Genomic DNA, 26,938 nt, shown 5'->3' on the forward strand with positions numbered 1-26,938 from the left:
ATAATTTTAGCCCGCGTAGGCGGGCGAGAGTTTGTGTAGCCCCAGGCTTTAGTGTGGCTATACAAACAAAGGCTGCCTTCGCAGCCTTTAATAATTTTAGCCCGCGTAGGCGGGCGAGAGTTTGTGTAGCCCCAGGTTTTAACCTGGGGGCTAAAAAACCCAGTTTCTGATTGGTTGCTACATTTTTTGCCGCAATGCTCGATTAACTGCACTGAGAATTGCTAACAACGATGCGGCTACAATATTCGAGTGAACCCCGACGCCGTGCAACGTTCCTCCGATGAGATCGGTAGCAATTTCTACGTATGCGATCGCACGCGCATCGCTCCCCCCAGAAAGCGCCCTTTCCTCATAATTATGCAGCCGCAAACCCAAATTTAATGCATTCAAAAACGCATCGATCGGGCCATTTCCTCGCCCGCTAATCTTGACAATTTCCCCATCTATTTGCAACGTCGCCGCAATCGCCTCTCCTTCTTCAAATAAATCGTGAGCAACGTACTTCCACGGCGAAGAAGCTTGCAAATATTCCTGCTCAAATAATTCCCAAAGGTCAGATGATGACATTTCTTGACCGCGTGCATCCATTTCTCGCTGTACGATTTGGCTAAACTCAATTTGCAATCGACGCGGCAAGATTAAATTGTAATCCCGTTCCAACAAAAAGGCGATGCCACCTTTCCCAGATTGACTGTTGACGCGCACAATTGATTCGTAATTTCGTCCCACATCTGCCGGATCGATCGGTAAATAAGGCACTTGCCAAATTGCATCCGGTTTCTGTACCGCCAAGCCTTTTTTAATCGCATCTTGATGCGAACCTGAAAATGCTGTAAATACCAAATCTCCCACATAAGGATGGCGAGGATGAATTGGCAATTGCGTACAATCTTCGATCGTTCTTGCTACTTGGTTAACGTCAGAAAAATCTAACCCTGGATGGATGCCTTGGGTGTAAAGATTCAAAGCTAATGTTACCAAATCCACATTTCCCGTGCGTTCGCCGTTACCAAACAAACATCCCTCGACTCGATCTGCACCTGCCATTTGAGCGAGTTCTGCTGCTGCAACTGCACACCCGCGATCGTTGTGCGGATGTACGCTTAAAATTACCCCCTCCCGTCGTTCTAAATTGCGGTGCATCCACTCAACTTGATCGGCGAAAATATTCGGAGTCGCGACTTCAACCGTCGCCGGAAGGTTGATAATCGCTTTATGTTCTGGCGTTGGTTGCCAAATATCGAGAACTGCGTCGCAAATTTCTTTGGCAAAGTCGAGTTCTGTCGCCGTAAATGTTTCGGGGGAATATTGGAAATACCATTCAGTATGCGGTTGTGCTGCGGCAAGTTCTACGAATAGTTTTGCGGCTGAAACTGCAAGGTTTATTGTTCCCTGTCGATCCAAATTAAACACAGTTTGGCGAAATACGGGAGAGGTGGCGTTGTACAAATGGACAATTGCTCGTTTCGCTCCTTGCAAAGATTCAAACGTGCGGCGAATTAATGATTCTCGCGCTTGCGTCAATACCTGAATCGTCACGTCGTCGGGAATTAATTGATGTTCGATTAGATAGCGGACAAAATCAAAGTCAGTTTGTGAAGCGGAGGGAAAGGCAACTTCGATTTCTTTGAAACCAATATCGACTAACATCTGGAACAAACGCAATTTGCGTTCGACGTTCATCGGTTCGATTAAAGCTTGGTTACCGTCTCGCAAATCGGTACTTAACCAAATCGGTGGATGAGTTATTGTTTTACCAGGCCAGGTGCGGTTGGGCAAGTTAATCTGGGCAAATTGGCGATATTTTGTCGCGGGATTGGTCAACACGATCGTTTCTTCCTTTTTGTTCGATATTTGTGAGAAATTGTGGCGAAAATAGGGCTGTCAGTTTGCCAATCAAACCAAGTCTGACAACCCAAAAACAGTCGCAGCAACATCCCAAGTGTTTGATGCAGTCGCATAAGATTCTCCAATTGCTAATTGCTAATTGCTAATTGCTAATTGCTAATGTTTATGTCCGTGGGAAGCATAGTAGCGCTGTCTTCCGCAGCGGCTTCCCCCACTGATAAAAACTTGATTGAAATGGTGAAAAAATTATTTGCGCCCAAGGCGCAGCAGCAGCCCCAGCCCCAGCAGAAGGCTAGTCAGGTGATGTAGAGATGGCTGCTTTGCAAACATGATTTAAAACCGTAACTTGTATGCATCATAGCTGGAGAAGCCTGTAGAGGTCAAGCGCCTGTGCGTTCGCGCCAGCTAGGGTATGCATATCGCTTGTGTCAGTCACCAACTGCACCGAGGCGCAGCCTCTGACGCACTCGTTCCCAGGCGGTCGCCTGGGAACCAGAGGCGAGACGCGAGAGGCGGGACGTAAATTTTTATTAAATTGGAAAAACGGTAGCTTATGCTACAGATTTTTCTGGTATCTTAATTAATAGAAGGTCACCAAGGGAATTAGGAAGAAGGAGAAACACAGTATGTCTACTCAAGATCAAGCTCGCGCCCTGATGATGCGTCACCATCACTGGATTAAGAATCGACAGCAAGCGATGCTGGGGCGTGCGGCGGCTGAATTTAACCTGTCTGTTGATGATGAGTACTGGACTCATACCCAAGGCAAACCAGAACCCAGTTTCCGGGCAAGCTATGACCGCAGTAATGCCGCTTTGAGTTAGGCGCTCTTAATTGACGTCATATAGGGAAGCAATTTTTCTGGCATCAGTCTTGGACTCGGCTGAATAATTTAACAATCTTTTATAGAGCGGGAATTTTTTTCTGGGCGTTGTTATGTGCAAGCAACGCCCTTAAATTTTTGACGCGAGCGCTGATAACTGCTCGCACCATCGTGGTAGCGTTAAATTGTGCAACCCTTGAACTGCTTCGAGGTTGATTTACCATGCCTCTGCTAGAATCTGAAAACAAATATCCCGACTGCCTGTCGATGAAATTAGACGCAATTCCAGTAACTGATAAGCAGGAACTGGAATTGTATTTGACTTTAGAATTTAACCAACAGTGGGAATCTTTACTCGGTGGTCGCGTCAAGTTCGGGCTAAAAGGTGGTGAATTAAAGCTCAAAATCGAAGGTGGAGAATTCTCTTTAGCATCTGGTGAACTCAGCGATGCTTTTTGTCAGGTAACGACAAATGATTTAAACGAAAATTCGGTTTGGGTTTTTGCAGTCAATCCTTTGAAAGGTTTATTGCATCAGGTGAAGCTGGGAACTTTGAAAGTAACCGAAAAACCCTGTCGTTTTGCAGCCAGGTTTGAAGTTTCCCCGCCAGATGTTTATTTAACCGATGCTGAAGGCTTATGGCGATATGATATTAGCCCAAATCAACATGCAGTAATAGAAAGAAAACTGGTTGTTTTTCTGGATTCAGCTAAATTACAGCCTTATCTGAGTCAAGCGCAGTTATGCTACGAGTGTTCTCCCAGTTTTAGTGCAGTTGAAAATTCTTCAAACTTGGAACAACTTCAAGAGCTAATCCACCAGATTAGCGAAGCTAAAACTAACGATTTTCTGGAACTGGCGCAAATTGCTGCGCTCGATTTGACCAGAGATTTTGCTGGCGGTAACTTGCTTGGAGCTAATTTAAGCAAGGTTGATTTGAGCGGTGCTAATCTTTGCCGTACCAATCTCCGGGGTGCAGATTTAACCGATGCAGATTTGAGCGAAGCTAACCTGAGCGGTGCTATACTCAGCGGTGCAGATTTGAGCGGTGCTTATTTGGAAAATGCAGATTTGAGCTTTACAGACTTGCACCGTGCCAGTTTGGCGCTAGCCAATTTGGGGGGTGCCGATCTGTCCGGTGCGAATCTGCGCGAAACTAATCTTAGTAACGCTAATTTGAGCGGTGCAAATGTGAAGTCAGCGCAATTTGGCAACAACCCTGGACTTTCTCTGGAGCTAAAGCAGAACTTGAGGCAACGGGGAGCTATTTTTGAGGATTTGTAAGGGTTTTGCTGGCTTTAAGAAGGGAAAAACGGGAAATTTCTTCCCCTTTCTCCCCTTTCATTCCTTGCTGTATTGAAGAGCGATCCCTATTCACTATTTTTTTATTCGTAGCATTATTGCTAATAATTAAACTCAGAAAATCTACTGAGGCTTTAAAATTTATTTACTACCTAGAAAATACCTCGTTATTTTATATAAATTTAACATTTATTCAGTATTTTTACAGTTAAAACTTTCTGGAACTTCAGAGTATGCTTAGAAGCACCAATAAACCCAAAAGAAAACGGGTGTGTTAATGTTAAACATGACCAGGGAAACAAGGAGGACTATTGAAGGATATCCTTCGTATCTACCAACTACTTACGACCGCACCCAGAGAAAACAGAGGTTGTTCACTTAGTAATTTAACCAAAACTTTTCAGCATCTACAGATTTTAAAATTTTTGTAATCAATTTGCATGAAAGTATCAGAATGCTCAAATTATGGGTATTTATCTGCAATAAATCGTAAAAAACCTATGGCATTTGGGTCCAAATTGCATCTACCTTTCTGCTGTGAATCATCCTTGTTCTTGAGCGGGTGTATCTGGGCCAACTTAAGTGATTTGAGGAATCGCAGGGGAGGTATTAAAAATGAATCTGATTAATTGTCAGCCAATTAGTAGTTTTGAGCCAACCAAGAATAGATTTGGTTCCCTAGTTAAGCCAACAGCTAAAGTAGGTTCTGTTTCTCTGATAATGCTGTTGCTGACTCGAGGTAATCCACCTGCTTGGGTTGCGGGATTGACCTTGGCACTGACTATGGCATTGGTTACTAAAAGCAAGAAAAAGAAAATCGCAAATCCTCAAAAAATGTTGAAAAAAACTAAAGACTTTGCGGGTGCAAACTTGAGGGAAGTTAATCTCAGCAATGCCAATCTCAGGAATGTAGATTTGATCGATGCCAACCTCAGCGGTGCTGATTTGAGCAATGCCGATTTAAGATATGCCAACCTGAGAATTGCCGATTTGGGTCATGCAAACCTGACCAACGCCGATCTGCGGGATGCCAACCTCAGCGTTGCTTACCTTAAAGGTGTCAACTTGCACGATGCTGACCTGCGAGGTGTAAACTTGAATGGTGCTAATTTGCACAATGCCAACCTCAGGGATGCCAATTTGAACAATGCCGATCTAAGCGGTGCCAATTTGAACGGTGCTAACTTATGGGGTGCTAGTGTAAAAAATACCAATTTGAGCCGCGCTAATGTAAAGAATGCTCGATTTAAAAATAACTTAGGTCTTTCTGAAGAAGTGAAGCAGGATTTGAAGCAACGCGGCGCTATTTTTGAGAATGCTTCAGACGAGGTTTTTGGGGTTTTGACCAGGGTTTAAATTCAACAGCGCGTCTACATCGGTATTTTTCCAGCATAATTTAGACAGGACTGACGCAGGTCGCAACCATCACCTTTGTTTCTTCCTAAATCTCTCGCTTCCCAATCAACGATTTTTCAGAGAAACTTTGGTGTTTGCCTAAGTCCTGATCGTATTTCCTAGGGGCAATCCCCCCGTGGTTGCCCCAACTATTAGGAGATGTTGCGTCAGTCCTGTTGCCATAGCGATCGCTCGAACTTTAGAGTTACTTAAAAGATCGATCGCTTCCCGTGCCGCAGGCATATCCCATCACCAATCCCTTGATGTTTTCTTAGTAGCTGTAAACGTGCCATTCGGTTGAGTAATTACAGCTTCAGTCACAATTCCAGCGGCATCTTTTGTGAATTTAATACTAAATCCGGATAAATTTTTCAGATTAAATTCACTGCCTTCGTAAGGAACTAATTCGTAATCTGGTTGACCCGTTAATGAGGCAATTAATCCCTCGCCTCTTAAAGAGATTGTGAGAGTTTGTCCCGCCAGCTCATATTCACCCACAAATTTTTCCAAAAAGCTGACTTCGGTCATGCTTTTTTCAGGCATCCGAGTAAATACAGCATCTTTCAAAGCCGGTTCCATCGGCACGTAGAGGCTGGTAACATCGCCTTTTTTATCCGTCACGAAAGATATCAAATCCGGTGGTAATTCAAGCATTTCTCCCACTTCCGAGTAAGATGCAAAAGTATCGTAGTGATAGTGCTGGAGTTGAGAGACAATTGAATTATAAGTTGTGGTTAAATTGTTGTCTTTGAGTTCAACTGAAATAATTCCATAGGCGGGATGTTCGTAATTGCCTGTATAATCTTCTAAAGGATGGGAGGGTTGGGTTCCAGGTTGGCGTTCTGCTGCGATTTTTTCTTTGGCTTTGGTTTTAGATTCTTTGCCCTTAGCGACTCCTTCTTTGATCCGATCGTTCCAAGGAACTGGGTCTAAATTTAGTAAACGATCGCATACATAAAAAGTCACAATAGAATGCAGTGGACTCGCGTTTAAATTCGTCAAAACCACAACCCCTATATTGTCTTGAGGCAGCAAGGTTGTCAAGGCAGAAAATCCATCTATTCCCCCTCCATGTTGCACAATTTTATACCCTCTGTAAGCATAGATAGCCCATCCCAAACCATAACTGGGATTCAAAACTTCACGCTCTTCCTGCGGGTTTGGTTCTACAATCTGTGGCGTATACATCTGCGTTAGATTGCTGGGTGAAATCATTTGTTTATCCCCTACCTTGCCACGATTTAAATGCAGTAAAAGCCACTGCGCCATATCAGTAATGTTGGAATTTATAGAGCCAGCAGGGCCAACAACGTCAATATTGAGAAAGGGAATTTCTTTGACTTCCTCATTTTTATGTAGGTAGGGACAAGCAAAATCATCAGTTTTTTGGGACGCTTCTACGGAAAAATTGCTGCTGACCATTCCCAAAGTCTGCAAAATTTCCCGTTGGACAAATTCTTCCCAAGTACAACCTGCTATTTCACCGACTAAGTAACCCGCCGCCAAGTACATTAAATTGTTATATTGAAAAACCGTCCGCAATTCTTTGGTGGGTTCGAGATATTGCAAGCGGTTGATGATTTCTTCGCGGGTGAAATGAGTTCTATACCACATGGCATCGTGACGGGGTAAACCCGACCGATGGGTGACTAAATCCCGGGGGGTTATATGTTCGCTGACGTAGGAATCGTAAAGTTTAAAACTGGGAAGATAATTTCTAACGGGTAGATCCCAATCTAATTGACCTCGGTCAACTAAAATCCCCATAGCCATTGTGGTAAATGCTTTGGTGCAAGAACCGATAGCAAAAAGGGTTTTGGGCGTGACTTTTAAGTTGTTTTTGATATCCCGCAAACCGAAACCTTCGCAAAAGATAATTTGGTTATCTTTGACGATGGCGATCGCCAGTCCCGGTACGTTCCACTGTGGCATCGTATTATTGATGAATTCGCTCAGACCTTGCATGGGAGACTCCCTCCGGTACTCTCACCAGTTTATCTGAGCCTATGGCTTTGACGGTGGGATATATTCTTACATGCAAGCGCGGTTTCAGTTAAATTAGGAAAGCGCCTACACAGGGAGTTAAATTAACCTCTGGTACGGCAAAATTTTTTCAGGTCGAAGCATGGGGTATCGCTCAATGGTCGGTGCTAGCAATCCCAAACCCAACTCAATAGTCAAACCCGCTACAAGTATATTCCTCTCAGGTTTACTGGTGCTGACCGGCGCAGAAGTTAGTTTTGCCCAAACCCGTAGGAGAGTAACCCAAACCACTGCTACCCCTTGTCCCCAAGCAGAACCTTATACTTTAGGTGCTGGCGATCGCATTCAATTAGATGTATTTAATGTGCCAGAATATACCCGTGAATACCAATTACTACCGGATGGTACGGTCAACTTGGCACTCGTCGGTCGTGTATCGGTAGCAGGATTGACCCTGGAACAAGCATCTAACGTCGTGCGGACGCGATACGCACCCTTCCTCAGACGACCTATTATTACCGTCATCTTGGTGGCGCCCCGCCCCCTCAACGTGGCAGTATCTGGGGAAATTACCCGCCCTGGTTCCTACAGCATCCCCATCACCGCTGGCGGTGCGGGGATTCAATTCCCCACGTTAACCCAGGCGCTGACTCTGGCTGGGGGCATTACTCAGTCGGCAGATTTGCCACGGGTGCAGGTGGTTAGACCCGGACGCGGAACGATCGCGGTTAATCTTTTGTCCTTGCTGCAACGGGGGGATCAGTGTCAAAATATCGCTTTGCGGGATGGAGACAGCATCTTTATTCCCACCGCCGCTGGTATCAACCCGGCAGCAGCTTCCCAACTTGCCACGGCTAGTTTTGCCCCCGCTGGCAATCAACCAATTAACGTTGTCGTTGTTGGTGAAGTGACTCGTCCCGGTCCACAAATTGTCCAACCAGATCAAACCGGCGCCCTCCCTACGATATCGCGGGCGCTGCAAGTGGCAGGCGGCATTCGCCAATCTGCGGATATTAGTCGCATCCAGGTACGTCGGGCAACGCGGGGTGGAAGGCAACAAGCGATTAGCGTCAATCTGCAACGATTGTTGCGTGCTGGCGATCGCTCTCAGGATTTAGTCTTACAACAGGGCGATACTATCGTCGTTCCCACTGCTACAACTGCCAATCGGTTCCAAGCCCTCGATTTAGCCGCCGCCAGCTTCGCCCCCACTACGAATCAACCCATAAATGTCGCCGTTGTGGGGGAAGTGACTCGTCCCGGTCCACAAGTCGTCCAACCAGATCAATCCGGTGCCGTCCCCACCGTGTCCCGCGCGCTGCAAGTCGCTGGGGGCATCCGCCAATCTGCCGATATTAGTCGCATCCAGGTACTGCGACCGACCCGGGGCGGCGGACAACAAGTCTTTAACGTCAATCTACAACAGCTGTTGCGTGCTGGCGATCGCTCTCAAGATTTAATCTTGCAACAGGGCGATACTGTATTTGTTCCCACTGCTACTTCGGTCAATCCAGCCCAAGCCCTCGATTTAGCCGCCGCCAGCTTCGCCCCCACCACGAATCAACCCATAAATGTCGCCGTTGTGGGGGAAGTGACTCGTCCCGGTCCACAAGTCGTCCAACCAGATCAATCCGGTGCCGTCCCCACCGTGTCGCGGGCGCTACAAATCGCTGGGGGCATCCGCCAATCTGCGGATATTAGTCGCATCCAGGTGATTCGATCGACGCGGAGTGGCGGACAACAAACCTTGAATGTCGATCTTTCCCAATTGTTGGATAATGGCGATCGCGCTCAAGATGTCATTTTGCAACAGGGAGATACCGTATTTGTACCGCCTGCTACCAGCGTCAACGCCACCCAGGCACTCGATTTAGCCGCTTCCAGCTTCGCCCCCGCGACGAATCAACCGCTTAATGTTGTAGTTGTGGGGGAAGTTACTCGTCCTGGACCTTATGTGGTTCAACCGGAAGGGACGGGTGCCGTCCCCACCCTGGCGCGAGCGTTGCAAGTAGCAGGGGGAATCAGACAAACGGCGGATATTACCCAAATTCAGATTATTCGACTCGTGCGGGGAGGTAGACAACAAACCTTTACGGTGAATTATTCCCAACTATTGCAAACCGCAGATCGCACCCAGGATATTATCTTGCAACAAGGGGATACCATATTTGTGCCAGCTTCGGTTTCTCCCACTGCCGCTGATTCTTTGGCGCTAGCATCTAGCAGCGTTTCTGCCACCGGGGCGCAACCTTTAAACGTTGCCGTGACGGGAGAAGTACAGCGTCCCGGTAGCTACGTGATTCAACCAGCACAACCTCCGACGGTGATTGTGAGTGCATTACCGAGTGTCGCTGGGTTACCGACGGTGACCCAAGCAATTCAAATCGCGGGAGGAATTACCCAATCTGCGGATATTCGCCGCATCGAGGTACGGCGCGTCACGCAAGCAGGGGTGGAACAAAGAATCTCGGTTAATTTTTGGCAGCTGTTGGTGTCGGGCGATCGCTCGCAAGATATCGTCCTCCAACAAGGGGATACAATTTTTGTGCCAACTGCCGTCAATATTGACCCCGCAGAAGCCGCATTGTTAGCAGATGCTAGTTTTTCTCCCGCCACCATTCCAGTCAACGTAGTGGGAGAAGTCACCCGACCCGGTATTACACAAGTCCGACCTAATACCCCCCTCAATCAAGCCATCCTCGCCGCAGGCGGGTTTAATACCAGGGCAAGAAAAGCGACGGTAGAACTGTTGCGCCTCAACCCCAACGGTACCGTTTCTCGGCGTACCATCGAGGTCGATCTCGACAAAGGCACCAACGAACAAACCAACCCCACCCTCCGCCCTAACGACGTGATTTTAGTCGCTCGATCTGGCTTAGCCCGAACTACCGATAGTCTAGGCTTGATTTTAAACCCCGTCGGTCAGGGATTCTCGTTCCTCAACTTTTTTAGAGACTTTATGAGATTATTCGGAGTTACAGTTCCATAGGAACCCTGGCAGCCTATTTGATAAAGTACCATTATCGCCAAACAGCAAAACATGAAAATCCAACCCTATTCCCAACCATTGTGGCCCGAGCGAAACAATCAATCCCAGACTGCTGCCACTGCCATTTATCCTGAACCGCTGCACAACAATGATTCTGACCAAGTAAATTTGCGTCAGCTTTTGACAATTTTACGCCGTCGTTCCCTCGTTGTTGTGACCGTAGCAATCTCCGTCGCCACGGCTATCGGTTATCGCACCTTAAATCGTCCGCCACTGTATGCAGGTCAGTTTCGGCTGTTAGTCGAACCCATCACCGCTGAAACCAAAGTGGCTCAAACTGTCGGTGAAGTCGTATCTACGGCTTTTGATTACAACACTCAAATTGAGGTTTTACGCAGTCCCACCGTCACGGCTCCTATTCTCGAACAGATTCGGGTTAAGTATCCCGATCTAACCTATGACTCCCTGATGGATAAATTAACAATTACCCGACTACCAGATACTAAAATTCTCCAAGTTAGCTACCAAGAAAGCGAGCAGAAAAAAGTTAAGGATATTTTGGATAAACTCGCTCAAGAATATTTAAATTATAGTCGGTTACAGCGCCAAAGCGATGTTTTAGAAGGAATTAAATTTGTAGAAGACCAGTTACCGCAGTTGCGGCTAAAAGTTGATACGCTGCAAGCTAGGTTGCAAAAGTTTCGCCAGCAATACAACTTTATTGAACCGGAAGCCCAAGCGCAACAATTGTCGAGTCAAATTAGCTCGATTAGCCAACAGCGCCTGGAAATTCAAACCAAACTCAATGAAGTAAAATTATTATATGCAACGCTGCAAAACCAGTTGGGACTAGACCCAAGTCAAGCAATTGTAGCAGCCGCTTTGAGCGAATCGCCTCGCTACCAAAAGTTGTTAAATGAACTCCAAGATGTAGAAACGAAAATTGCCACGGAATCAGTGCGATTCACCCCAGCTAACCCCATATTGCAATCATTGCAAGAAACCCGCGAAAAAATACTGCCTTTAATTCGCATAGAAGCTCAAAAGATTATTGGCAACAACTTGTCAAACGCTAAAGTAGAACCAAACAAACTTACATATCAAAATTCGGTTCGCTTAGCTTTAACGCAGCAATTTGTTGAGGCATCTAACCAAATACGGGTGATAGAAGTTCGCAGTAAAGCTTTGGAACAAGCGGAAACAAACTTAATTCAACAATTTAAACAAATGCCCATCCGGGCGCGGGAATACACCGATTTGCAGCGGGAATTAAAGGTCGCTACCGAAAGTTTAACCCGCTTTTTGTCAACGCGGGAATCTTTGCAAATTGAAGCGGCTCAAAAAGCCGTTCCCTGGCAACTGATTGCTGCACCAGAAGCAGCCGTTCCAATTCCTCCCCATACCTATCGCAATCTGGCGCTAGGAGTATTCGCAGGGTTGCTATTAGGTGTAGGCGCAGCTTGGATTGTAGAAATGCTCGACAGCGTGTTTCATTCCGCTGACGAACTTAAAGATAAAACGGGCATCCCGCTGCTGGGAATTATTCCTTTTAATAAAGGTGTCAAAAAACTGATGGGGAACCAGGCAACGGCAAGTTTACCTCAAGCCGAAACCTCGAGCATTCCTGTCAGTTTTGTGGAAAAATTGCAGCGCTACAATGCTTCTCCTTTTTTAGAAGCTTTTCGCTCGCTTTATACAAATATCCGCCTGCTTGGTTCGGATATGCCAATTCGTTCTTTAGTAATCAGTTCGGCGACGCCAGCAGAAGGTAAAACCATCGTCGCTATACACCTCGCACAGGCGGCGGCGGCAATGGGAAAACGAGTGTTATTAGTGGATGCAGATCTGCGTCGTCCTCAAGTTCACGTCAGATTGGGTTTAGCGAATATGCGGGGATTGAGCAATTTGATTGCCTCGGAAGATTTAGATTTCAACGATGTGATTCAAAAATCCGCTCAAGACGATAATCTATACATATTAACGGCGGGTCAAATTCCACCCGATCCCACCAGGCTTCTTTCTTCGGAAAAAATGCAGAATCTGATGGGAGAATTGCGTTCGGCTTTTAATTTAGTAATTTACGACACGCCTCCCCTTGTCGGTTTCGCAGATGCTAACCTGCTAGCGCCTCCTACAGATGGACTGGTGTTAGTTGTAGCGCTGGGAAAAACAGACCGTTACCCGTTAATGCAAGCATTAGATGGCATCAGAATGTCCAATACGCCTTTTTTAGGCATCGTTGCCAATGGACTTAAACAGTACACGACTCGCGCCAATGATGCCTATGACCATTATTACTCCCAAGTGCGGCGCGATCGCACCATAGATCAGGACGCAGTCGGCAATTTCGACAATGGATAATTGGTCATCGGTAATTGGTAATGGGTAATTGGTAATAGACAACAATACCCAATTACCCATTACCAATCGCCCATTAACAATTACCCATTTCGGCAATCGGTAATAGAAAACAATACCCAATTACCCATTACCAATTACCCATGACTGACAACATCAAAATCCCTAGCTGTACTTGGCAACGCCCCATCGGTCTAGGCTGGGATAACCCCTATACTGTACGCTACAAGAGCAATCTCGATGATGGCCCCTGGCACGGAATGCCTCTGGGAGGTTTTGGTGCTGGGTGCATCGGTCGTTCGTCGCGAGGAGATTTTAACCTCTGGCACCTGGATGGCGGCGAACATGTATTCCAAACTATCCCAGGTTGTCAGTTTAGCGTTTTTGAGCAAGCCGGAAATCAAACCCAAGCTTATGCTTTGTGTACCGAAGCGCCAGAAGATGGCACGCTTTCTAGTTGGCAGTGGTATCCCACAGAAGGCAGGGGAGACGCGAGGAGGCGGGGACGCGGGGACGGGGCGAGTGAAACAGAAACAGAAAGGGAAATTTCTCCATCTGCGATCGCTTCTACAGGAACTTATCATGCCCTTTATCCCCGCAGTTGGTTTGCTTACTCACAAGTGTATCAAGCCGAGTTAACTTGCCAGCAATTTTCGCCAATTTGGGCGCAAAATTACCAGGAAACAAGTTACCCGGTGGCTATTTTTCTCTGGACTGTTCATAATCCTACCGATGCGCCGATTACTCTCAGCATTATGCTCACCTGGCAAAATATAGTCGGTTGGTTTACTAATGCGATCGCCTCCCCACAAGTCCGCGTGCGCGATGATGGCAGTCCGGTGTATGAGTATCAACCGCGACTCGGCGACAGTACCGGAAATTACAATCAATGGATTCAAGATCAATTTCGCGTCGGCTGTCTCCTCGACCGCGTCAGGCTTGACGATGATACAGTCCAAGAAGGGGAAGGGCAAATTTGCATTGCCACCCTCAGTAACCCCAGTTTGGAAGTGTTTTATCATACCCGTTGGCATCCAGTAGGCGATGGCGCGGATATCTGGAAAACCTTTGCCGCTGATGGTTCTTTACCCGACCGCAATAACGAAACACCTGCCGCAGCTGGGGAACAAATTGGGGCGGCGATCGCTGTCCGCTTTACCGTCAGACCCGGTAAAACCAAGCAAATTCCCTTCATCCTCGCTTGGGATTTCCCCATCACAGAATTTGCATCTGGCATTAAATATTACCGGCGATATACGGATTTCTTCGGACGCAACGGCAAAAATGTTTGGTCGATCGTTCGCACGGCGCTGAAACATTACGAGACTTGGTACGAACGCATCTGTGCGTGGCAAGAACCAATTTTGACCAGGGAAGATTTGCCCGATTGGTTCAAAATGGCGCTATTTAACGAACTGTACCACCTTACCAGCGGCGGTAGTCTCTGGACGGCAGCTGATGAAATCGCCCCGGTGGGTCAGTTTGCCACTTTGGAATGCTTGGACTATCGCTGGTATGAAAGTTTGGATGTGCGGCTTTACGGCGGTTTCGCACTGGCGATGCTTTGGCCTAGACTGGAAAGAGCCGTACTGGCAGCGTTTGCTCGCGCGATTCCCACCAGCGACGATACGCCCCGGATTATTGGGTATAACCAGGCACAAGCGGTTCGCAAAGTTGCCAATGCCACTCCCCACGATTTAGGTGCGCCAAACGAGCATCCTTGGGAAAAAACTAATTACACCAGCTATCAAGATTGCAACTTGTGGAAGGATTTACCTTGTGATTTTGTGTTGCAGGTTTATCGGTATTTTCTTTTAAGTGGTTCTACTGATACCGCATTTTTACGGGAATGTTGGAAGAGTATAGTAGAAACTCTTACGTACTTAAAAACCTTCGATCTCGATGGGGATGGGATTCCGGAAAACTCCGGTGCGCCAGATCAGACGTTTGATGATTGGCGATTGCAAGGTATAAGTGCTTACTGCGGCGGGTTGTGGTTGGCGGCATTAGAGGCGGCGATCGCCATCGGCAATATCCTACTCGAAAACCCACCCGATTTTGAATTATCTGACGTAATTGACCAGTCTTCCAGCCAAAATCTACAATCTGAAATCCAAAATTGGCAAACCTGGTTGCAACAATCCCGACCAGTTTATCAAGAAAAACTCTGGAATGGTCAATACTACCGCCTCGATAGCGCAAGTGGTTCCGATGTGGTGATGGCAGACCAACTCTGCGGTCAATTTTACGCCCGCTTGCTGGGATTACCCGATATCGTACCAGTTGACTGCACCAACACCGCGCTTAAAACTATCTACGACGCCTGCTTTATTCAGTTCAATAACTATATCTCCATCCAAAATCCCATCGGTGCTGCCAACGGGGTCAAACCCGATGGTTCCCCCGAAAACCCCAACGCTACCCATCCCTTAGAAGTTTGGACGGGGATTAATTTTGGTCTAGCTGCGTTTATGTCCCAAATGGGAATGAAACCGGAGGCGTTTCAACTTGCAGAAGCGGTAGTACAACAAATCTACAATAATGGCCTGCAATTCCGCACTCCAGAAGCTATCACCGCCGCCGGTACTTTCCGTGCCAGTTCTTACCTGCGAGGTATGACAATCTGGGCAATTTATCAGCCAAGACGAGAAGCGCAAAACCCCCTCTAAGAGGGGGGATTGGGGGGAGCGGGACTTTTAAGTCCCGTCAGGTAATATCATCAGGACTTACGCAAACACCAAAGTTTCTATGAAAAATCTTGGTTTTGCAACTGGAGATCTACGAATAAACTTTGGTGATGGCAACGCCCTTGCGTAAGTCCCGATCGTGGTGACGCTGTTCCTCAATATATCTCCTCACAGTCTCGCTACTAACATTCCCAGCAGTAGAAACTTGCGTAAGAATGTGTCCAGAGGCTAGGTAGTTTCAATAGGTGCGGAAATTCTTGCCGTAAATATCTAGAACTTCTACCCTTAATAGCACCAACAACCCAAGTGCTAGGCTCCGCTTGGAGGAACGTTTACAAATAAGTGTACGTGGTCAGGCATAATTTCCAAACCGATGATATTCCATTGATTTTCTGGGCAGACTTCCCAAATAATCTGCCATTGCCTAGTTTCTACATCGCCAACTAAAACCTTCTTCCGTCGCCTTGGTATCCAAACTAGATGATAGTTCACCAAGGCGACGGAATTTTTGTTTCGGCGTTACTGTGGCATTTTTAAGCTTACTGAACTACTATTTACTGTAGACAAGAGTAACACAGCTACAAGTAGGTGATAACCGCTGCTGACAAGTTATGTCTATAAACTCAGGCCAAACAAATCTCAATCAACCAGTATGGCTAATTGGGTCAACATGCTTCGCAGCCATTATAACTGGTGCTTAAATGACAGGATCGCTCAATACAACCAGCAATTCATTCAAGGCGATTACTGCGACATTAGAACCAAAGCTCCAGGCAAGTCCTTTGACATGCTTTGTTAGTAAAAACGGAGCTTCTGGAGAGCCGTGGAAAGACACCAAGATAGACAAAAATGGCAAAACCAAAAACCCTCGTCGCAGCGCAGGGGAGATTCAAATCACCGCTCTACCTCAGTTGAAGCTGGCTAGACCTTGGTATGGTGAGATCGACTCAAGCGTATTGCAGCAGAACGTAAGGCGCTTGGATACTGCGTACAAAAACTTTTTTGAAGGCCGAGGTTTTCCCAAGTTTAAGAACCGCAGTAACTTTACTTCTTTCACATACGCCGCCGGGGTAAAGAGCGAGGGGAACAAAATTTATTTACCCAAGTTAGGTTGGTGATGGTTCTTTAACTCCAGGTCAATACCGGATGGTTTTGCAATTAATTCTGTTACGGTTAGGCAAAGGCAAGATGGTTGGTACGCCTCGCTGACAATTGAAGATAAAACCGTGCCAGATTATGCCACTAAACCTTTGGTAGACGTTAAAACAATCCTTGGTTGCGATTTAGGGGTTACTAAGCTGTTGCACCTTTCTGATGGCTACCAGTTTGACAATCCTAAGTTTGGAATCAATCAAGCAACCAGGCGGCTTCTTAAGATTAGGCAACGTCGAGTTAATCGCAAAGCTAAAGGTAGCAAGAAACACTTTAAAGCGGACAAGAAAGTTGGACGCTTGCATAAGAGAATTGGAGATAAGCGACAAGCTTATCAATGGTGGGTGGCGAAGACTGTCGCCTCTCGGCGAGTAGATGCCATTGCAATTGAGGAGCTTAATGTTGCTGGGATGTTGCGGAGGTGTAGACCTAAAAAAGACGATATTTATGGAGAATTTTTGCCGAATGGTCAACGCTTGAAAGAAAGGATTGAACCGCGCTATTTCTGATGCTGCATGGAATGAGTTGATCTTAAAGATTGAGTATCTAGCTGCAAAGTTGGGAGTGGGATTCGTTCAGTCGAAATAAGTAGCAATACTTAAGGATGACTGACTTTTCTAGAGTAACCGAAAGGTAGAGTACGCACTTAAATCCTCTAGAGAAGATAACTAAGACACCATGTAGGTGAGGAAGAGTATCCTAGAAATCCCAAGCCCTACCCCTTCGGTGCAAAGGTGAAAGCACATCCCCCACCTGGGCGAATGGTCATCAAACGGGTGAAGCACCGGATGAATGGCGGTAATTCAGAGCCGTACTGGAAATCCCGCCAAGCAAGAACTCATGAGTAACCATAAGGTGAAGTTATGTCTGAACCATCGCGATCGCAAATGGGCGAAGACGGCTATTAGCCCAAGCCAAAAGGCATGGATAGGGCGTTGGCAACTTCCTTATTGACCAACCTGCACTGCCTATAAACCCGGTGGATAGTAACACTCTAAAGGTTCTAAATAATGGTGACTTGGAACGAAGTAACCCCACAAAAGCTCTTGAGGTGGTCGATACTCAAGAAGACAACCAGTCGCAAGCAATTGAGGGGAAGGATAGGGTAAGAAGCAAATGCCTTTTGGAAAGCAAGAGGATACGCTGACGTACCCACGGTGAAATGGATGATATAGCGGTAAGTAGCAATGAATAAGGCTAAAACCAAACTTAAGTTTAGGGTGGCATGGGAACACGATTTTCCTATCTGTTTAGGAGTACAACCTGACTACCAATGGCAGGAATTACCCTGGAAACAAATAGAAAAACGGGTTTACAAGTTGCAAAAACGGATATATCAAGCCTCGCTTCGTGGTGATGTCAAGGTAGTCCGAAAACTTCAAAAAACCCTAATCAGGTCTTGGAGCGCCAGAAGTTTAGCAGTGCGCCGAGTAACCCAAGATAATCAAGGCAAGAAAACAGCGGGAGTTGATGGAATTAAATCCTTAAAACCCAATGCAAGACTTGAATTGATTAACCATCTCAAGATAACAGGCTTTGCCAAACCTACCCGACGGGTATGGATTCCAAAACCTGGAACCGAAGAAAAAAGACCCTTGGGAATACCCACAATGCACGACCGTGCATTACAAGCATTAGTAAAACTAACGCTCGAACCGGAATGGGAAGCACGTTTTGAAGGTAACTCCTATGGATTGGGACCCGGACGCTCATGTCATGATGCAATTGAAGCAATATTCAGCGCAATTAGACAAAAAGCCAAATACGTGCTTGATGCCGACATTGCGAAATGCTTTGATAAAATCAACCATGAAGCACTCTTGGCAAAAATAAACACATTCCCAAAGCTCCAGAAACAAATCAAATCTTGGTTAAATTCAGGAGTAATGGATGGGCAAAATTTATTTCCAACAAATGAGGGAACGCCACAAGGCGGGGTGATTTCCCCGTTATTAGCCAACATAGCCCTACATGGAATGGAAATAAAACTCATGGAATTTGCTAAAACATTAGATATCCGAAATCCAAAAGGAAATCAAGTGGGTTGGCAAACGGTAAAATCCCTCAGCATCATAAGATACGCAGACGATTTTGTCGGAATACATGAAGATATAAATGTGATAATTCAATGCCAAGAGATAATATCCGAATGGCTCAAAGGTATGGGACTGGAATTAAAACCCAGTCAAACAAAAATCACCCATACTCTTCATGAGTACAACGGAAATGTAGGGTTTAAATTTCTGGGATTTCATGTCGAACAATATCCAACAGGAGATTACCGCAGTGCAATCAATTCCAAAGGAAAAAGACTAGGGTTTAACACGAGCATCACTCCGAGTAAGGAAAAACAGAAAGCTCACCCGAGAAAATTGGCGGAAATAGTAGACAAAAACCTGACTAAACCACAGGCGGCACTAATAACTGAACTAAATTCAATTATTAGAGGGTGGTCTAGTTATTACTCTACTGTTTCAAGTCAAAGAGTCTTCAATAGGATGGATTTTCTGCTAGAGCAAAAACTCCGAGCATGGGCAAGGCGTAGAAACACACATTCCAACAAGCACCAAATATCAGATAAATACTGGCATACAGTAGGAAATGATAATTGGTGTTTTAGCACCATACAAGGACTAACACTTGAAAAACATTCAAAGACCCCAATTAAGGTTTTTACCAAAGTTCAAGGAATAAGAAGTCCTTATGATGGAGATTGGATATATTGGAGTACACGCATGGGACGAAGCCCTGAAGTCTCTACAAAGTTAGCAACTTTGTTAAAAAGACAACAAGGTAAATGCAATCACTGCGGACTACCTTTCAAGCCAGGGGACTTGATAGAAATAGACCATATTGAACCAAAAGTCAAAGGAGGCAAAAATGCATATGCCAATCTACAAGCCCTTCATAGACATTGCCATGACACAAAGACAACCACTGACGGAAGTCTCGGTACTCATGACATAGAGCCATTTCACTGAGGAGCCGGATGAAGCGAAAGTTTCACGTCCGGTTTTGAAGGAGAGGGTAGAAAGGAGACTTTCTACTCGACTCCACCAAGATCGCGATTAAAGTTAACCCTAAACATTCGGTGCACCGAATGCAGAAATTGCCTTCACATCGACCGCACCAATCGCGATGGTGAAAAATTCATCTGTTCTGCTTGTGGATTTTTCGCTCATGCTGATATTACGGCAAGCTAAAAACATCCGAGATAGGGCGCTGGAAATGGTACGTGCGGACTGCGCGAAACCTGTAGATAAAACTACTAAACGCCCAAAAAATCGTAAGGAGAAGAGCCAGTGCGGTCAAGGGGTTTCCCCAAGTGGAGCAACTGGCGTATCACCACGCCCTTGTGGCAAGAGTGGTGAGCCCGGAGAACCTTGGTAACAAGGATATTAAGATCTCCGGGTCTTAAGAATCTCCGCGCATCGACGGCCGGAGAGTGTCAAAGACTTGAATGTGGATATTGGCGAACCAGTTTGGCCTTTACTGCAACCGCCTGCTCAAGCGGCACTTGCCAGGGCAATTAGCGATCGCGGCAGACAAATGGTGGTAAATTCAGCCTACCGCACCATTGCCCAGCAGCTAATTCTGTTCAACCACGCCCAGCGCAACCGATGCGGTATTTCCATCGCCGCACTTCCAGGATTGAGCAATCACCAAAGCGGTTTGGCGTTGGATGTAGAAGACGCCGCAGGTTGGGAACCTTTCCTAGAACGGCACGGCTGGCGGCGGCTGATGCCCCAAGACCCCGTACACTTCGACTATCTGGGATCTGGTACCAAAGATATTCGCGGCACTGCCGTAAGGGCCCTCCAGCAACTGTGGAACCTAAACAATCCCAATCAAGGTTTGACAGTAGACGGCACTTATGGCCCCCAAACTCAAACAGCATTGAACAAAACGCGCCAGTCCCCACCCTCTTACAGGGTGGGGAAGGATAGCGGTTTTTTGAGGGGGTTCGATACCCCCTCAAAAAACAATCACTCTTCGGGAGACTCCTGGGATTTAATATAAGCCTTAACTTTTTCAATCGGAGCGCCACCCGTAGAAGCAACGTAGTAAGAGCTAGACCACAACACAGCATTCTTGTAAAACTTGCTTAAATGCGATTCTTGCCTCACCTCTAATAATGCGACTAGAGGCACTTTTCAGGCTGCCAGTAAATGCCGAAATATTGTTGTCAGGGTGAAAATCAACCAGCAGGTGTACCTGGTCTGATTCACCATTAAACTCAATCAAGCGGCATTTGGTTTTAACACAGACGTGAGCGAATATTTCTCTCATGCGCTCCAAAATCTGAGCCGTTAATACTTTGCGTCTGTATTTAGTGAAAAACACAAAATGCAGGTGGATACTAAAAACCGAGTGTGAACCTTTGCGAACAGGCATTGACATAGCATATAGGCTATTGGTACTATTGTACCATAAATGCTCTTGGTAATGCTGTGCCAATTAGACGGGTAACATTTCGCTTGTATCCAAAGCCTGCGGCAGTCAAACAACTGTTGTGGGCAAGAAAGATGCATCAATTGCTTTACAACGCAGCCATTGCCAATCGTAAAACGCAATATGAGCGATTTGGTCACTCAGTTAATTATCTTGAGCAGCAAAATTGTCTTCCGGCTTTTAAACAAGTGTGGCCTGAGTACAAAGCTCTCGGATCGCATACTTTGCAAGCCACTTTAAAACGTGTCGATTTGGCGTTTCAATCGTTTTTCAGGGGATTGAGAGGAAAGCCCAGGTTTAAGTCAATTAAACATTATTCTGGGTGGACTTATCCAGACAAAGCTGGCTGGTCGCGATGTAGAAAGTCGCGTGTTAGAGGCTTAGTGTAAGGCTCATAAGGTTGAGTGGAGGGTCGTCCCTCCCAGTGGATTCTGTCCCACTGTCCCCACGTAAAAGACTCATTAATTAGAGTCCGGTCACGTCAAGAGTAAGTAATGAAACTGGCGGAATGCAGATCGCGAAAGTATCCTTAGCAGTAACCTCAACTGCAAAAGGAGCAAGGGGAAGTTCGGAAGGGTTAATCACAGGTAACTGCTGTTTGAACCTTCGTTACTTTGAAGGAGTGAAAAGAGGATGATACACTCCGACCAAAATGGTAAGTGGGCTGGTTGTATGGCTCCAACCTCTAAACAACGACGGAACATTGCCCCACCGGAGAATAGGCAGAACCCAACCCGAACGAATCTCAAACACGCGGAACTACAGTAAACGCTATGGATTCTTGGGGAGGGTCGATATCCCAAGTAAGCCAACCGTAAGGAAAGCAGAACATCCAGAGGGAAAAAGAAACCAGAAAAAGCGAATGCCGCCTGTGTAATGCAGGGGATAGGGGTTCAAAATTTGCCCCACGCCGAAAGGCGGCTGACTTCTGGAGGTGTCCTACGGAAAATCCAAGTAAGGGAACTATATCTCTTGTGAAAGATAGATTCGGCGACGAAATCGGAGCAGAGAGACAAGCAAAACACTGGGCAGACATTAACTGGAAAGCACAGAAGAAGCGTGTTAAGAACTTGAGACAAAGGATTTTCCGAGCGACTCAGAACGGGCAATGGAATAAGGGGCGGGGCGTAGGTTTATGAAGTTGATGCTGAGGAGTTTCGCCAACCTGCTGTTATCTATACGGCGCATCACTCAAGAAAATCAAGGAAAAAAGACTGCTGGAGTCGATAAGATGAAAGCGCTTACTCCTGAAGCCAGAATAAAACTGGTAAAAACAATGCAGGAATACTCCCTGTGGCAAGTCCGCCCAACAAGAAGGGTCTACATTCCCAAAGCGAATGGAAAACAAAGACCACTGGGAATTCCGACTATCATTGACCGAGTGGCACAATCGATAGTAAAAAATGCATTAGAGCCAAGCTGGGAAGCAAGGTTCGAGGCAAACAGCTATGGATTCCGACCCGGACGAAGCGTACATGACGCCATCCAACAATGTTGGATAAGGTTAAATGGCAATGCAAAAGACAGGTGGGTATTAGACGCCGATATCAAGGGTGCATTCGATAACATCAGCCATGAGAAGTTACTCGAAATCATAGGGGAAATTCCTGGTAGAGAGCTAATAAAAGCATGGTTAAAAGCAGGTTACGTAGAAAGCAGAAGTGTCCAATCAACCGAAAGCGGGACGCCACAGGGGGGAGTAATTTCGCCCCTACTGGCAAACATAGCCCTCCACGGACTAGAAACCTACCTAGATGGTTTTAAGACCACAAAGGTTAAACACCACACGGTGAAAACCGGAAAAAGAGCAGGGAAGGTAAATACATGGAAGAGGGAAGTGCCTACTTATGGATATGTCAGATACGCTGACGATTTCATAATCACCGCTGAAACCAAATCAGACATCGACGCAATCTTGCCTTATGTGAAAAAATGGCTCTCTGAAAGAGGACTATCCCTTAATGAAGAAAAGACTCAGGTACGTCACGTAACCGAGGGGTTCAACTTCCTGGGGTTTAGCATTCAACATTTCGGAGAAAAATGCCTCACTAAACCTCAAAAGGAGAAGGTGATAGCCAAGCTAAGAGAAATCAAAGCATGGTTAAAAGATAACAGAACTGTGAAAACGGAAAGAGTTATTGAATACCTAAACCCGATTCTCAGAGGTTGGGCAAACTTCTACAAAATAGGTGTGAGTAAGAAAGTGTTCTCCAGATTCGATAACATCCTATGGCGAATGCTATGGAGATGGGCAAAAAGGAGACACCCAGAAAAAAAGGACAAATGGGTCAAAAAAGAATACTTTACAAAAATAGGAGGCGACAACTGGACTTTCTACGCCAAGACTAAGGACAGGAAAGGAAAAGAAAAACTAATATACCTGTACGACATGAGCAAGACAGAAATCATCCGCCATGTCAAAGTGGAAGGCGTAGCATCCCCCGATGACCCAAATCTGGAAAAATACTGGGAAAAACGCGCAACAAAAGCTGGTCAGGAGTATTGGGGCAAAAACTCAAAAAACTACCAAATCGCGGTACGCCAGAAATGGCACTGCCCGGTATGCGGCGAACACTTATTTAACGGCGAAGAATTAGAAACCCATCACAAAACAACAGTCAAGGATGGTGGAGACGACGGAATCGACAACCTGATTCACCTACACAAAAGCTGCCACAAAGATGTGCATGGGAAAAAGACCAGGCAATACCGTTCAAAAGTCGAGGATGCGCGAGCCGTATGATACGAAAGTATCAAGTACGGTTCTTAGGGGGGGAGGGAGCAGTGATGCTCTCCTCTCTACCCGGTAAAGTCCATACAACAGGTGACAATGGTTATCTAGAGTTAACCGACCTCAAGCTGTCAATAAGGCTGCGAGGCAAGGCAAGAACTTGGGGGACGCCAACCACATGCACGATTGTTTGTCGAAACGGATTATGGTACGCATCGATTACGGTTGAGTGCAACCCAGTCAGAGAAACTGGTACGGGTGCAATTGGCCTTGACTTTGGAACGCATCATGCTGTCGCAATGAGTGACGGTACGAGCATAGCCAATCCTAGATTTTTAGCAAAGTCTACCGAGAAGATTAAACGTGTTTCTAAGCTAAAGCGTCGCAAGAGAACGCCTAATTTTCGTAAGAAAGTTAAGGCTTCAAAGCGGTGGAAAAAGGCGACTCTTCGGGTAGCAAAACTACAAGGAAAAGTTGCCAACCAGAGGCAAGATTGGATTCATAAAGTTGCGGCAGAGATAGTTAGCGGTAACAGCGTCGTCGCTACAGAGGAACTCAATCTCAAGGGGATGACTCGCAAAGCAAAAAAAGGTAGCAAGCGTCAAGCGCTGTCATACTGGTCTTAATCGCTCTCTGCTTGATGTTGGGATTGGCGATTTAACCAAGGCTACCCTTGTACAAATTACAAGAAGCCGGTGGGTTGTTGATTAAGGTTCCAACCAAAAAGGTTAAACCTTCCCAGACTTGTCCTGATTGCGGTCATCAACATAAAAAAGAATTGTCCCTTGCGGACTCATATCTGCTCGGAATGCGGCGCAACTTATGACAGGGATGTAGCCGCAGCTAAAGTAATGCTGTCATGGGCGCTTGGAACGAACGTCCTCAATCGTGGAGAGGCGCGCGATTCGTTGCAGCGTGAATCACGGTAACCAGTCCGCACATAACGCTGCCAACCAATTCTAGAAATAGGAGAGGTTGAACTCTCGGTCAGATGCAGGTGAAAGCCCTGCCCATCAGACTCAAATGTGACTCCCTATCTGCCCACACTGACCAGACTCGGTTACTGGAGGGTGAAGCTGGGAACAGGGCGCAATCAGACATCCACTGCGGGATGACACTGGCGCTAATGGGGAGTTCCCACGGTGAAAACAGAGCCTAGAAAAGCAACCCACACGAAGGCGGGGCGCAGAACAAAAAACCCCGACCTGACTGGAATCGAATTCCCGCCGCACATTCCTCTAGTAGCGGCATGAGTCAAGGGAATCCAGTGGTTGAATTGGCTCCACCTAAAGGAACGAACAATCTATCGAGGGAACGAAGAAAAACGGAGTAAGGGTCAAGGGGGGGTCGAACCCTAAGTAGGCTCTTCCGAGCAGCGGAAACCCCTTAGTTCGGGTAGGACACAGCGTAACTGCTGTGAGGTGTTCAGAATACACTTGCCTGGAGCAGAGCATGATTGGACGCAGTGAAAACACTAGCGAATCTTGGAAGAAACAACCGTGGAAGAAATTCCGCCTAAATCTCTTCCGCCTACAAAAGCGTGTGTACAAAGCTATTCGAGAAGGCGACAAGCGGAAAGCAAAGTCCTTAATGAGGCTGATTCTGAAATCCACCGCAGCGAGACTACTGGCAGTCCGGCAAGTAACACAGCTCAACGCTGGCAAAAAGACCGCAGGAATAGACGGGAAGGCTTCACTCTCATTCGAGGAACGGTTTGCCCTGAGTGACCAACTCAAGCAATCAAACACATGGAAGCATAAACCGCTACGAGAAATTCCCATTCCCAAGAAAGACGGGAAGACTCGAATCCTTAAAGTCCCCACGATTGCGGATAGAGCTTGGCAATGTCTCGTCAAGTACGCAATGGAGCCAGCGCACGAAGCAACCTTCCACGCCAGGAGCTACGGGTTTAGAACGGGGAGGTCGGCGCACGACGCGCAGAAATTCTTGTTCTTGAACCTAAGCTCCAAAGTCAAAGGAGCAGAAAAACGGGTCATCGAACTCGATATCGAAAAGTGCTTCGACAGGATAAGCCACAAATCCATCATGGAACGACTCATCGCCCCATCAGGTATAAAGCTCGGAATTTTCCGATGCCTCAAAGCAGGAGTCAACCCAGAGTTCCCCGAACAAGGTACACCTCAAGGGGGTTTGGGGGGATCCCCTACTTGCCAATATTGCGCTCAATGGGATAGAGGACATTCACCAGTCTGCCCGATATGCGGATGATATGGTGATTATACTCAAACCCAAAGATAATGCCGAGGTCATACTTAGCAAAATCAGCCAGTTTCTAGCAGAACGTGGGATGAAGGTCAGTGAAAAGAAGACCAAGCTAACTGCTACGACAGATGGATTTGACTTCTTAGGATGGAATTTCAGGGTGCAGAAAAACGGAAAGTTTAGATGCGTCCCTTCAGTGGACAATCACAAGGCTTTCCGTCAAAAGGTCAAAGCCATCGTCAACAACTCAAATTATGGTGCTACGGTTAAGGCTAAGAAACTAGCCCCTGTAGTGCGAGGTTGGAGAAACTATCACCGCTATTGCAAGATGGATGGGTCAAGAAACTCGTTAGTACACATCGAAACAAGAGCGTTCAGGGTGTTTAATAAGGAAACCAAACAGAGTCGCGAGTCTAGCAAGAAATTGTTGGATATAGCGTTCCCATGGGTTCCATACTCCGAAAATAAACACGTCAACGTCAAAGGGGAAAAATCGCGCTTTGATGGAGACATCATCTACTGGAGCGAGCGCAATAGCAAGCTCTATGACGGAGCGACCTCCCAAGCCTTAAAAAGGCAAGACCATGCTTGTGGATACTGTGGCTTAAAACTGCTTAATGACGAGAGGGTACATCTTCATCATGTAGATGGCAACCATAATAACTGGAAGAGAAACAACCTTCTAGCCATTCATGAAAGCTGCCACGATTACCTCCACATGAGCAAAAGCGTAAGCCAAGAACATCGGGAGCCGGATGCAGGGAAACCCGCACGTCCGGATTTAACTGAGAGGGGCGAGGCATAATAGCCTCCCTCGACTCAACCAATCCCTACTTCTATTCCCCAGCATACGGGAGGATGGAAGCGTGCGACTCGTTTCTAGGTAAATCCATAGCCTAGAGTCTGTTGAGGTCGCCTGATAAATAGCTCAACAGATAACTGTGATGGGATGTAAGTGAAAGCCTTACCCTCTAGGGATGGAGTGACGCCGAACC

The 26,938-nt window shown here is 46.5% G+C and carries 21 protein-coding genes and 2 pseudogenes; 18 read left to right on the forward strand and 5 right to left on the reverse strand.

The genetic code is table 11. The features are described 5' to 3' along the window. Positions 1–177 precede the first annotated feature (177 nt). Positions 178–1,827 (reverse strand): 2-isopropylmalate synthase, encoded by a 1,650-nt coding sequence (gene leuA, locus ACE1CM_RS34940; protein ID WP_374883494.1) that lies wholly within the window; start codon positions 1,825–1,827, stop codon positions 178–180. A gap of 186 nt (positions 1,828–2,013) precedes the next feature. Here leuA and ACE1CM_RS34945 point away from each other — a divergent pair, with 186 nt between their 5' ends. The 4 genes from ACE1CM_RS34945 to ACE1CM_RS34960 all read left to right on the forward strand — a co-directional run bounded on the left by ACE1CM_RS34945 (position 2,014) and on the right by ACE1CM_RS34960 (position 5,329). After that, entirely contained in the window at positions 2,014–2,157 is a 144-nt protein-coding gene (locus ACE1CM_RS34945) for a hypothetical protein (protein ID WP_374883495.1), read from the forward strand. 317 nt (positions 2,158–2,474) lie between these two features. After that, positions 2,475–2,672 carry a hypothetical protein gene (locus ACE1CM_RS34950; RefSeq protein WP_374883496.1) on the forward strand — a complete coding sequence of 66 codons (198 nt, stop codon included), beginning with the start codon at positions 2,475–2,477 and terminating at the stop codon, positions 2,670–2,672. A gap of 221 nt (positions 2,673–2,893) precedes the next feature. Continuing rightward, positions 2,894–3,955 (forward strand): pentapeptide repeat-containing protein, encoded by a 1,062-nt coding sequence (locus ACE1CM_RS34955; RefSeq protein ID WP_374883497.1) that lies wholly within the window; start codon positions 2,894–2,896, stop codon positions 3,953–3,955. Positions 3,956–4,588: 633 nt separating this feature from the next. Next, positions 4,589–5,329, forward strand: a complete 741-nt coding sequence (locus ACE1CM_RS34960) for a pentapeptide repeat-containing protein (RefSeq protein ID WP_374883498.1) — start codon at positions 4,589–4,591, stop codon at positions 5,327–5,329. A gap of 138 nt (positions 5,330–5,467) precedes the next feature. Here ACE1CM_RS34960 and ACE1CM_RS34965 read toward each other — a convergent pair whose 3' ends face one another. Together ACE1CM_RS34965 and ACE1CM_RS34970 are read right to left on the reverse strand one after the other, a co-directional pair. After that, positions 5,468–5,611, reverse strand: coding sequence for a hypothetical protein (locus tag ACE1CM_RS34965; protein WP_374883499.1), 144 nt, complete (start codon positions 5,609–5,611; stop codon positions 5,468–5,470). Positions 5,612–5,617: 6 nt separating this feature from the next. Continuing rightward, positions 5,618–7,333 carry a serine hydrolase gene (locus tag ACE1CM_RS34970; protein ID WP_374883500.1) on the reverse strand — a complete coding sequence of 572 codons (1,716 nt, stop codon included), beginning with the start codon at positions 7,331–7,333 and terminating at the stop codon, positions 5,618–5,620. Positions 7,334–7,493: 160 nt separating this feature from the next. Between ACE1CM_RS34970 and ACE1CM_RS34975 the strand changes: the two genes are divergently transcribed. The 3 genes from ACE1CM_RS34975 (at position 7,494) to ACE1CM_RS34985 (ending at position 15,367) form a co-directional block, all read left to right on the forward strand. Then, positions 7,494–10,340, forward strand: a complete 2,847-nt coding sequence (locus ACE1CM_RS34975; RefSeq protein WP_374883501.1) for a polysaccharide biosynthesis/export family protein — start codon at positions 7,494–7,496, stop codon at positions 10,338–10,340. 51 nt (positions 10,341–10,391) lie between these two features. Further along, on the forward strand, positions 10,392–12,701 hold the full coding sequence (locus ACE1CM_RS34980) for a GumC family protein (protein ID WP_374883502.1): 2,310 nt from the start codon (positions 10,392–10,394) through the stop codon (positions 12,699–12,701). A gap of 140 nt (positions 12,702–12,841) precedes the next feature. Continuing rightward, positions 12,842–15,367: a GH116 family glycosyl hydrolase gene (locus ACE1CM_RS34985; RefSeq protein WP_374883503.1), complete on the forward strand. Its 2,526-nt coding sequence runs from the start codon at positions 12,842–12,844 to the stop codon at positions 15,365–15,367. Positions 15,368–15,476: 109 nt separating this feature from the next. On the opposite strand, the pseudogene tnpA (ACE1CM_RS34990) reads toward ACE1CM_RS34985, so the two are convergent. After that, positions 15,477–15,880, reverse strand: a pseudogene (tnpA, locus tag ACE1CM_RS34990) (IS200/IS605 family transposase). A 206-nt stretch (positions 15,881–16,086) separates the two neighbouring features. On the opposite strand from tnpA (ACE1CM_RS34990), the gene ACE1CM_RS34995 reads away from it, so the two are divergent. From ACE1CM_RS34995 to ACE1CM_RS35020, 6 genes are all read left to right on the forward strand, one after another. Beyond that, positions 16,087–16,503, forward strand: coding sequence for a hypothetical protein (locus ACE1CM_RS34995; RefSeq protein WP_374883514.1), 417 nt, complete (start codon positions 16,087–16,089; stop codon positions 16,501–16,503). 108 nt (positions 16,504–16,611) lie between these two features. Continuing rightward, positions 16,612–17,046 carry a transposase gene (locus ACE1CM_RS35000; RefSeq protein WP_374883504.1) on the forward strand — a complete coding sequence of 145 codons (435 nt, stop codon included), beginning with the start codon at positions 16,612–16,614 and terminating at the stop codon, positions 17,044–17,046. A 283-nt stretch (positions 17,047–17,329) separates the two neighbouring features. Further along, positions 17,330–17,491, forward strand: coding sequence for a hypothetical protein (locus ACE1CM_RS35005; protein WP_374883505.1), 162 nt, complete (start codon positions 17,330–17,332; stop codon positions 17,489–17,491). Positions 17,492–17,724: 233 nt separating this feature from the next. Next, entirely contained in the window at positions 17,725–19,518 is a 1,794-nt protein-coding gene (gene ltrA / locus ACE1CM_RS35010; RefSeq protein ID WP_374883506.1) for a group II intron reverse transcriptase/maturase, read from the forward strand. Between the two features lie 138 nt (positions 19,519–19,656). Continuing rightward, the gene (locus tag ACE1CM_RS35015; RefSeq protein ID WP_374883510.1) at positions 19,657–19,740 is read left to right on the forward strand and encodes a hypothetical protein; all 84 of its coding nucleotides are present in this window, start codon (positions 19,657–19,659) and stop codon (positions 19,738–19,740) included. Between the two features lie 259 nt (positions 19,741–19,999). Further along, positions 20,000–20,557, forward strand: a complete 558-nt coding sequence (locus tag ACE1CM_RS35020) for a D-alanyl-D-alanine carboxypeptidase family protein (RefSeq protein WP_374883511.1) — start codon at positions 20,000–20,002, stop codon at positions 20,555–20,557. On the opposite strand, the pseudogene tnpA (ACE1CM_RS35025) reads toward ACE1CM_RS35020, so the two are convergent. Further along, positions 20,524–20,938, reverse strand: a pseudogene (gene tnpA, locus ACE1CM_RS35025) (IS200/IS605 family transposase). The gene ACE1CM_RS35020 and the pseudogene tnpA (ACE1CM_RS35025) sit on opposite strands and share 34 nt — an antisense overlap. A 1,025-nt stretch (positions 20,939–21,963) precedes the next feature. Between tnpA (ACE1CM_RS35025) and ACE1CM_RS35030 the strand changes: the two are divergent. From ACE1CM_RS35030 to ACE1CM_RS35050, 5 genes are all read left to right on the forward strand, one after another. After that, positions 21,964–22,128, forward strand: a complete 165-nt coding sequence (locus ACE1CM_RS35030) for a reverse transcriptase N-terminal domain-containing protein (RefSeq protein WP_374883507.1) — start codon at positions 21,964–21,966, stop codon at positions 22,126–22,128. A gap of 5 nt (positions 22,129–22,133) precedes the next feature. Next, positions 22,134–23,732 carry a group II intron reverse transcriptase/maturase gene (gene ltrA, locus ACE1CM_RS35035; protein ID WP_374883512.1) on the forward strand — a complete coding sequence of 533 codons (1,599 nt, stop codon included), beginning with the start codon at positions 22,134–22,136 and terminating at the stop codon, positions 23,730–23,732. A gap of 44 nt (positions 23,733–23,776) precedes the next feature. Continuing rightward, on the forward strand, positions 23,777–24,346 hold the full coding sequence (locus ACE1CM_RS35040) for an RNA-guided endonuclease InsQ/TnpB family protein (protein WP_374883508.1): 570 nt from the start codon (positions 23,777–23,779) through the stop codon (positions 24,344–24,346). 826 nt (positions 24,347–25,172) lie between these two features. Then, positions 25,173–25,949 carry a reverse transcriptase N-terminal domain-containing protein gene (locus tag ACE1CM_RS35045; protein ID WP_374883509.1) on the forward strand — a complete coding sequence of 259 codons (777 nt, stop codon included), beginning with the start codon at positions 25,173–25,175 and terminating at the stop codon, positions 25,947–25,949. After that, positions 25,921–26,748, forward strand: coding sequence for a group II intron reverse transcriptase (locus ACE1CM_RS35050; RefSeq protein ID WP_374883513.1), 828 nt, complete (start codon positions 25,921–25,923; stop codon positions 26,746–26,748). The genes ACE1CM_RS35045 and ACE1CM_RS35050 overlap by 29 nt, the downstream gene beginning before the upstream one ends. The last annotated feature ends 190 nt before the right edge of the window (positions 26,749–26,938 follow it).

The sequence above is a fragment of the Microseira sp. BLCC-F43 genome (assembly GCF_041929235.1).
In the GTDB taxonomy this organism is placed as follows: Bacteria; Cyanobacteriota; Cyanobacteriia; order Cyanobacteriales; family Aerosakkonemataceae; genus Microseira.